Annotated in this window: 7 protein-coding genes; 6 read left to right on the forward strand and 1 reads right to left on the reverse strand. The window is 44.7% G+C overall.

Translation table 11 applies throughout. The features are described from left to right. The coding region (locus COT81_03310; protein ID PIS05022.1) for a hypothetical protein at window positions 1–389 on the reverse strand (389 nt) is incomplete at its 3' end. 139 nt (window positions 390–528) lie between these two features. On the opposite strand from COT81_03310, the gene lepB reads away from it, so the two are divergent. From lepB to COT81_03340, 6 genes are all read left to right on the forward strand, one after another. After that, window positions 529–1,149 (forward strand): signal peptidase I, encoded by a 621-nt coding sequence (gene lepB, locus COT81_03315; protein PIS05028.1) that lies wholly within the window; start codon window positions 529–531, stop codon window positions 1,147–1,149. An 8-nt stretch (window positions 1,150–1,157) separates the two neighbouring features. Continuing rightward, window positions 1,158–2,492 carry a histidine--tRNA ligase gene (locus tag COT81_03320; GenBank protein PIS05023.1) on the forward strand — a complete coding sequence of 445 codons (1,335 nt, stop codon included), beginning with the start codon at window positions 1,158–1,160 and terminating at the stop codon, window positions 2,490–2,492. Between the two features lie 102 nt (window positions 2,493–2,594). Beyond that, complete coding sequence (gene rpsU / locus COT81_03325) at window positions 2,595–2,837, forward strand: 30S ribosomal protein S21 (protein PIS05024.1); 243 nt, start codon at window positions 2,595–2,597, stop codon at window positions 2,835–2,837. Window positions 2,838–2,840: 3 nt separating this feature from the next. Then, the gene (locus COT81_03330) at window positions 2,841–3,287 is read left to right on the forward strand and encodes a glutamyl-tRNA amidotransferase (protein PIS05025.1); all 447 of its coding nucleotides are present in this window, start codon (window positions 2,841–2,843) and stop codon (window positions 3,285–3,287) included. A 24-nt stretch (window positions 3,288–3,311) separates the two neighbouring features. After that, window positions 3,312–6,137 carry a hypothetical protein gene (locus COT81_03335; GenBank protein PIS05026.1) on the forward strand — a complete coding sequence of 942 codons (2,826 nt, stop codon included), beginning with the start codon at window positions 3,312–3,314 and terminating at the stop codon, window positions 6,135–6,137. 2 nt (window positions 6,138–6,139) lie between these two features. Continuing rightward, window positions 6,140–8,206, forward strand: a 2,067-nt coding sequence (locus COT81_03340) for a hypothetical protein (GenBank protein ID PIS05027.1), incomplete at its 3' end; no start/stop codon positions are given.

Consider the following 8,206-nt stretch of genomic DNA (forward strand, 5'->3'; position numbering starts at 1 on the left):
GAAATCATGCCGACTTGTTTAGTGGATGGCTTAAATGAGGCGATCATCACCGTGTCTGTTAGCAGCGGGCCATCGTGGCCAAAGCCACCCATCCCTAAAAGTAAAATATTTATTCGATCAGTTTCTTCGCCGACTAATTTTCGATCCTCGCTAGTAACTAAGTGTTTAATTTGAGTTAAAATGTTAGCTTGGCCTAGGCTTTCTGATAAAGTAATGCCGGATTTGACGGCATTAATGACGGCGACTCCCAGCCAAAGCAATAGAGCAATAATTCCGTAAACAAAAAATTTACCCACAAAAAACCGTTTTTTTCTGGGCTTGGCGAAGATGTCTTTATCGTAGGTTTCTTCAATTCTCTCTTCTAAAAAGTCACGTTGTTCTTCTGCCATAAATTTGCCGTTATTATAGAATAAAAATAGTATTCTAGCAAAAAAGTTTAAGCTGTCAATATGATTTAAAGTTATGCGACCATCAAGGTTGATTTTTCTAAAAATATATGATAAAATGGGCTTGATAGCTTATTTTTACATGTTTAGTAACTCGCCTAATTCTAATCAGTCGTCAAATTCTAACGACCCGACGCTTTTCAAAGAAGCGTTGATTTTTATTTGGGAGATAGTCAAGGTGGTAGTGATATCGTTAGCGATTATTATCCCGGTGCGCTATTTTTTGATTCAGCCCTTTTATGTCAAGGGCGCTTCGATGGAGCCGAACTTTCACGATAATGAGTATTTAATTATCAATGAGATTACCTACCGCTTTAATGATCCAGAACGCGGTGATGTGGTAGTTTTTCGCAACCCAAATAATAAAAAAGAATTTTTCATTAAACGCATCGTCGGATTGCCTGGCGAAACCGTAGCGATTAATAACGGCCGAATTGTGATTAAAAATAACAGCAACCCGCAAGGCATTGTTTTAGAGGAAGATTATCTTGAGCCAGGCACTAAAACTCTGGCCAACAACAACAAAGAGTGGACGGTGCCCGCGCTACATTATTTTTTACTTGGCGACAATCGTGAGCACAGTTTAGATTCAAGGATATTTGGGCCAGTTGATCAAGATTTGATAATTGGTAGCGCTTTGGTTCGTGGTTGGCCGGTGGATCGTTTAGGTTTTGTTGGAGGAGATGTGATTTACAATTTGTAAATTAAGTTATGCCAAAAAAATCAACGACAAAAAAAACCGAAGATAAGCCGATAAAAAAACCTAATAGTGCTAAGCGTCAGCACTTGCTCAAAGGTTTTAAAGATATTTTGCCAGAGGCGCAGCCCTATTGGCGATATGTGCGAAATGTGGTTGAAAGTTTCGTTGACACTTATACTTACAAAGAAATTGGTTTGCCAATTGTAGAGTCGGCTTCACTTTTTATCCGCGGCGTAGGCAAGCAGTCAGATATAGTCCAAAAAGAGATGTTTACCTTTGAAGATCATGATGAGTCTGTGGTTTTGCGCCCAGAAGCCACCGCTTCAATTGCTCGCGCTTATATTGAACATGGCATGATGACTTGGCCTCAGCCAGTCAAATTGTACTATTGGGGGCCAATGTTTCGGCGCGAAAAGCCACAAGCCGGGCGTTATCGGCAATTTTACCAATTCGGCTTTGAGTCACTTGGCCAAGAAGAGCCGGTAGTCGATGCCCGCATGATTAGTATTGCCTACCAAATATTTCAAGAGCTTAAATTATCAAACGTGGCGATTCAGTTAAACAGTATCGGAGACCCCGAGGAGCGAGAAGAGTATACTAAAGAGCTGACAACGTATTATCGATCTAAGCGCCGGCAGCTATGCGAAGATTGTAAAAAGCGAATTACTAAAAATCCATTACGTTTGCTAGATTGCAAAGAGCTAACATGCCAACCATTACGCCAAGACGCACCGCAAATTTTAGATTGGCTAGGCGATGCGAGCAAAGAGCATTTTATGAAAGTAGTTGAGTATTTAGATGAGCTTGAGATTCCTTATAACTTAAACCCACATCTTGTCAGGGGGTTGGATTATTACAACCGGACTTTATTTGAAATTTGGCCTCAAGTTGAGGAAGGTGGCAGCCAAAGTGCTTTGGGCGGGGGTGGCCGTTACGATGGGTTAGTCGAAGCTTTGGGCGGACAACCAACAGCGGCTTGCGGGTTTTCAGTTGGCGTTGATCGGGTGATTCGAGAAATGCGCAATTTGGAAGTTAAAATTGGTAAACCAAAGAAACCTCAAGTTTTTATCGCTCAAATTGGCCACCAAGCTAAAATAAAAGCGATGAGACTATTTCAGCAATTTCAAAAACAGGGCATCCGCGCCGTAGAAACTTTCAGTAAAGACAAATTAAAAGCCCAATTGGAAGCGGCAAATAAGTTGGGCGTGAAGTATGTTTTGATATTGGGTCAAAAAGAAGTGGTGGATGGCACTATTTTGATTCGAGATATGGAAGGAGGCGCGCAGGAAGTGGTTAACTTTGATAAAATTACAGAGGAACTTAAACGTAAGCTAAATTCAAAATAGCCTGCGTTTATATTTGACTAATCGTTACTTTCGTGTTATTTTATATACGATTTTGACATAAATCGCATTACTATTAATTACTTGAAAGGAAGGTGAACTTTAGTGGTAGAAACGAAGCGAAAAAGCGGCGAAAGTTTTGAGGGCTTGATCCGTAGATTTAATCGCCAAGTTCAACAAAGCGGACGTTTGATTCAAAAGAAAAAAATTCAGTTTCACAAGCGGCCACTTAACCGAACGGCATCCAAGGAATTGGCTTTGAAGCGAAAAGAACTGTCAGAAAAACGCGAATACTTGATCAAGACTGGCAAGCTCAAGGAAGATACTTATTCACGTGGTCGATCGTAATTAATGATCACAATTGAACAATTACAATCCAAAGTCAGCGAGGCTCTAAAAGCCAAAGACCAAGTGACGGCTAATACCTATCGCGGGTTATTAGTTGTTTTGCAGCAATTGGCTAAGGATAATAAGGGTAAGCTGGCCGAGGACATGGTAGTCAGGGCGGTTAAAAGCGAGGTTAAAAAGCGCCAAGAGGCGTTGGAAACTTACGCTCAAGGCGGCCGTCAAGATTTAGCCAATAAAGAAAAACAGGAACTGGCATTGCTTGAGGCTTTTTTACCGGAGCAGATGCCAGAAGCCGAGATTGAAAAATTAGTGAATCAGGTGGTGGAACGATTGGGCGCTGATTCACCGCAACAAATGGGTCAGGTAATGGGCGAGGTAATGAAACAAGTTGCCGGCAAAGCTGACGGTTCGTTGGTGAACCGTTTGGTCAAAGCCCGCCTATCCGGTTAATGCCGGAGTTTAAAATTGAACCCCATGCAAGTTCAACGAAAACAAAAAAATAAACAAGTTTTCAAAAAAACTTTTAGTTGGATTTTTTTAGCAACCGGTCTGGTTGTTTTTTTTGTGGCACCGAATTTGGCATTGGCGCTTCAAGTTGACACCGGTTTAAATTACGCCACCGCCCTGGGGCTTGGGACAACCGATATTCGTGAAACTATTTTGAGGATTGTCCAGGTGGCACTTGGATTTTTAGGCACGCTTGCTGTGCTGATTGTGCTTTATGCCGGATTTTTGTGGATGACTTCCGGCGGTGACGAGAGTCGAATTCAACAAGCCAAAGATTATTTAAGGAACGGACTGATTGGGCTGGTAATTATTTTAACCTCATTTGGGATTGTAACTTTTATTTTGCAAAGTGTTATTGGCGGGCTCCAGGCGCCGACCGGGGCACCGCCCGGCGGAGTTATCACGCCAACTGATATTTGCCGCAACTGTAGCGCTATTGGTGGCGGCTTAATCGAAGCAGTTTACCCAGCGCCGGGTGCTACCGAAATTCCCCGCAACACTAACATCATTGTGACTTTCAAAGAAGAGGTTGACCCCAACTCAATTATCACCGGTACCGGCACAGTTAACACAGATGCAGTTAAAATTTATGTATTTGGTGAGGATCCGTCAACGGCCATTGCCAACGTGCAGGTGGCAACAATTGATAATTTAACCTTCGTCTTTAACCCGGTTGAAAATTTAGGAAATAATTTAGAAGCCGTATGGTATAGCGTTGATTTAATGGGTGGTAATAATGGCGTGCAATTGCTTGATGGCACTAACGGTTGGCCAAATGGCGTTGGGTTCGGGTGGAATTTTCAAGTTTCAAACTTTTTAGATTTACATCCGCCTGAGTTAGTCACTCAATTTCCCCAGCCCGATAATTTAGCCGATCAATACGGCACTGTTTTAGCTCAAGCGGCCCAAGGGGCAATAATTGTAACTGATATCCCGCAAGTTGACTCTAACCCAACGGCAGAATTTATTAGCTTTACCCCAACTCAACCGGACATCATCGGCACCTATAACGGCCTAAATGACGAAAGTTTAGTTACGGCTGATTTTGGTAATCCGGCTTCAGGCCAAGTCACTATCACCTGGCAAGATAACCCAGTTAATAACGGAGTGTTAAATTACATTGCCGGTGACGGATCAGTTGTTTTGCCGCTGGGTGGCGGCTTGTCGTTGCAGCGGCCGCTGGGGGGGTTTAATGATGCTGACCTTTTTACCTTAAGTGCGACAGCTGAAAAGTTTGCCGATGCCTTAACTATATCTAATATTACTTTCCGCTTTGTCCCCACAGTTCCTCAAGGCAATCAAATTCAAATTTTCCCAACCGATACAACTATCAGCGTAGCTAACCGCATTGCAACAGCTATAAGTGGCACTACTTTTAACCCTGATGTTTTGGCAACACCGTCTGGTTCCCAAATTAACTTAACGGCGGCAGTTGTGGGAAGTTCCGGCAACAACATAAATTTAGGCGCCAGCGGCGTCGGACGTTGGGTGACGTTAGTGCCCATGAGTGGTGGCCAAGACGACACCTCCGCAGTATTAACTACCAATCACGTACCTGACCAACCTAAAAATGCCATTGTTCAGTTACGTTTTGACGAAGCCTTAGATCCGACAGTGGTGGAGGGTTTAGTCGCCAATGGTTTTGATAATTTACAGGTGCAATATAATAATGGCGGGACTTGGACCACTGCCGAAGGTCAATTTATTACGAGTAATCAGTATCGCACAGTTGAGTTTATACCGGCTAATGCCTGTGAGGACGGGTCTGGTAATCCGATTTCCAATTCGTGCGGTGATCCAATATTTTGTCTGCCGACAGTAGCCGGGCAAGGCGCCACACAGTATCGGGTAACTACCCGGGCGGCCACATTAAATCGTTGCAATACCAGCATTGATTGCACTGATTCCCCGTATACTTTTTGTACTGGCACGCCGCCAAATGCGGTGTGCCAAGATGGTGATGGCAATAATCACCCGTTGGCTAGTTTTCCGGCTGATGGCGTGATTGATGCGGCCAATAATTCTTTAGACGGTGATCGTGATCAATTAGCCGAACAAGTTTTTCCAGCCACAAACATTGACGATTACTACAACTTAAATCCCACTTCTCCGGCGCCGCAACCAGACCCAGCGCCGCCGCATGATGGTGATAGTGTGGTTTGGAGTTTTTGGATTAGAGACGAAATTGATCTGACACCGCCAATTTTAACTTCTTTGGGTAGCGGACCTGGTATTCAGCAGCTGGATGTGGCTTTAAACGCTGTGCCCGCAGGAGATTTTGACAAGTTAATGCGTGAAAGCACAATTAAACCAGGTTCGGGATATCGGGATGGCTATTGCGGCTGTGTGTCTGATGCAGATTGTTTGGGCAATCAGATTTGTTCTCCGTTGGGGTTATGCGTTGACCCGAATAACGCTAATGATTATTGCGCCCAAGATAATGAGTGTTCGGCTTCCTCGGACGGGTGTCATAATCGCCGCTATATTAGTTTACAAAGCCAATCGACTGGCGGTCTTGGGTATTGGCTTAAAAGCCAAGCCTCAGATGTTACACCGCCCCTTGACGGTTATCCGGATATTACCTCGTTTTTAATTGACCACTCAATTTTTGAAGCTTCAACTTCGTACGGAGTGGAAGTGGGTTCAGGGCTTCAAGATATTTATCAAAATTGTTTCTTGCCCTCAACCGGCCCGGATAGTAGTGGCGGCACCTGTTCGGGCGCGCCTTATTGCTGTAACGGCCAACCGCTGGATGAGGCAGGCTGGCAAGCGTCAGTTTGCGCTAACACCTAATTATGATCATGAGAAGAGCCGTTAAAAAATCTCGCGTCAAAATTATCAGCGTTTTTGTGTTTACGGCTCTAACTTTAGTTATTGCCCCTGCTTTGGCGGTAGATACCGGCCTTAATTATGCCACCGCCCTTGGGCTTGGTACGACTGATATTCGCCAAACTATTTTAACTATTGTTCAAGTGGCGTTGGCATTTTTAGGCGTGCTAGCTATTTTAATTGTTTTATACGGGGGGTTTGTTTGGATGACCGCCGGGGGGGAGGAGAATAAAATTCAGCGGGCGAAAGATATTTTGCGTAACGGGATTATTGGGCTCGTAATAATTTTGACCTCTTACGCGATAGTAACCTTTGTCTTTAATTCAATTTTATCTGGAGTGTTTGGGCCTCCGGCCGGATCTCAATGCACCATACCGAGTTCGCAAACTGATGGGGCGGGTTGTAATATCCGTTTTTGCGAAGATACTGACGGTGACGGCGATCCCACTACCGGTTTATGGGGTTCGTTTAGCCCTATCCCTGGCGGCTGTACTAATAGTTTGACGCTAGTTAGTTTTTCGCCAACTGACGGGGCTCCAATTTGTGAATTAGTTCAAGCCCGTTTTTCAGCTAATGTTAATCCGTCAACGGTTGATCAATCTGATATTACAGTCGAGTGCCTGCAAGCTCAGGGCGGGGGAGCCTGTGCAACTCAATTCCCAACCGGAAGTTTAGCTAATAACCCTCCAGGCAGCCCATTGCTTGAGTGGATTCCAGATGCTGAATTTGAGCCGGGGGCAACTTATCAGGTCACATTTAACGGATTTTCTGGCCAAGGCGGTGAACAATTGCCGCTAGCGTTACCGACTCGCCAAAGGAGCTTCACTATTGGTACTGTTGGCGACCCGACCCCCCCAACCGTGTTGTCTTTCGCGCCACAGGGCACTAATGTGTGCACCCTTGCTCCGGTTCAAGCAATTTTTTCTGAAACTATGCGCGCGTCAACGCTATATGATCAAAATAATTTAAGCGTATCCGAAGCGGCCTTTGGTACGCCTTACTCTGGTACTTTTTCACATGTTGTATCAAGCTCCGGGGGCGTGCCGTTCAATACTTTGAGCGCCGGGCCAAGTGAAAATTATTTAGATTTTACGGAATACCAACCAACATTAATCGCGGGGGATATTAATGATGATAGTACTGGTTTGCAAGATGCTTGCCGCAATCACTTAGACGGTAATGCCAATACGGCTTCTGATGGCTCAACCACGGACGATTTCTCCTGGACTTATACAACTAGCGATGACGCGGAATGTACGCCTGAAATTACCAGCATCTCACCTGACCCGGGATATTATGACGGTGGTCCAATTACGGTTGCTGGCAATGATTTTACTATTGCCGGAGAATTAATTTTTAACAACACAGTATATACTGCTAATAATTGTTTTGACGTTAACAATTTGCCAAACGCGGCTTGTATTGACCTAGGCAATTGGACTTCTAATCAAATCACTTTGAATAGCTTGCCGGCAGGGGAAGGCATTTCTAACGGTGCTATTAGCGGTGATGTTAAGATCTTTTTACCGCTTCAAGTTTCTGAATCATACACCTATAACGTGGCCTCCCCGCACACTGACACCATCGGCTCTAGCCATTTAGTTGACGGTACGCCAGCCGGCGGAGTGGGCCAATTTATCACTTTATCCGGCAGTCAATACGGCACTGCCAGCGGTTTAGTTCAATTTAGTTCTCTGGATGGAACGCAGACATGGAACGCTGATTTACCCTGTAGCGCTGGTTGGTCTGCTAACGAAATTATTGCCGCTGTCCCGAGCGGTGTACCCCAAAACGATTTAACGGATAGTGATCCGACTAACGATTATTATGTAGTGCGCGTAATTGATAGCGTTGGCAATTATTCTAATGTTACACCTTTTATCGTTGATGATATTGCCTCGTCTGTTGGTTTGTGCGGTATTACGCCAGCCAGCGGGCAGGTTGGTGATACGGTCCAATTAGACGGTCGTGGGTTTGGAAGTTATGATTCGGCCAGTGACGCCATTTTATTTGGCGGCGTGTCGGCTTTCGTT

It is taken from the genome of Candidatus Buchananbacteria bacterium CG10_big_fil_rev_8_21_14_0_10_42_9, assembly GCA_002773845.1.
In the GTDB taxonomy this organism is placed as follows: Bacteria; Patescibacteriota; Patescibacteriia; order Buchananbacterales; family 21-14-0-10-42-9; genus 21-14-0-10-42-9.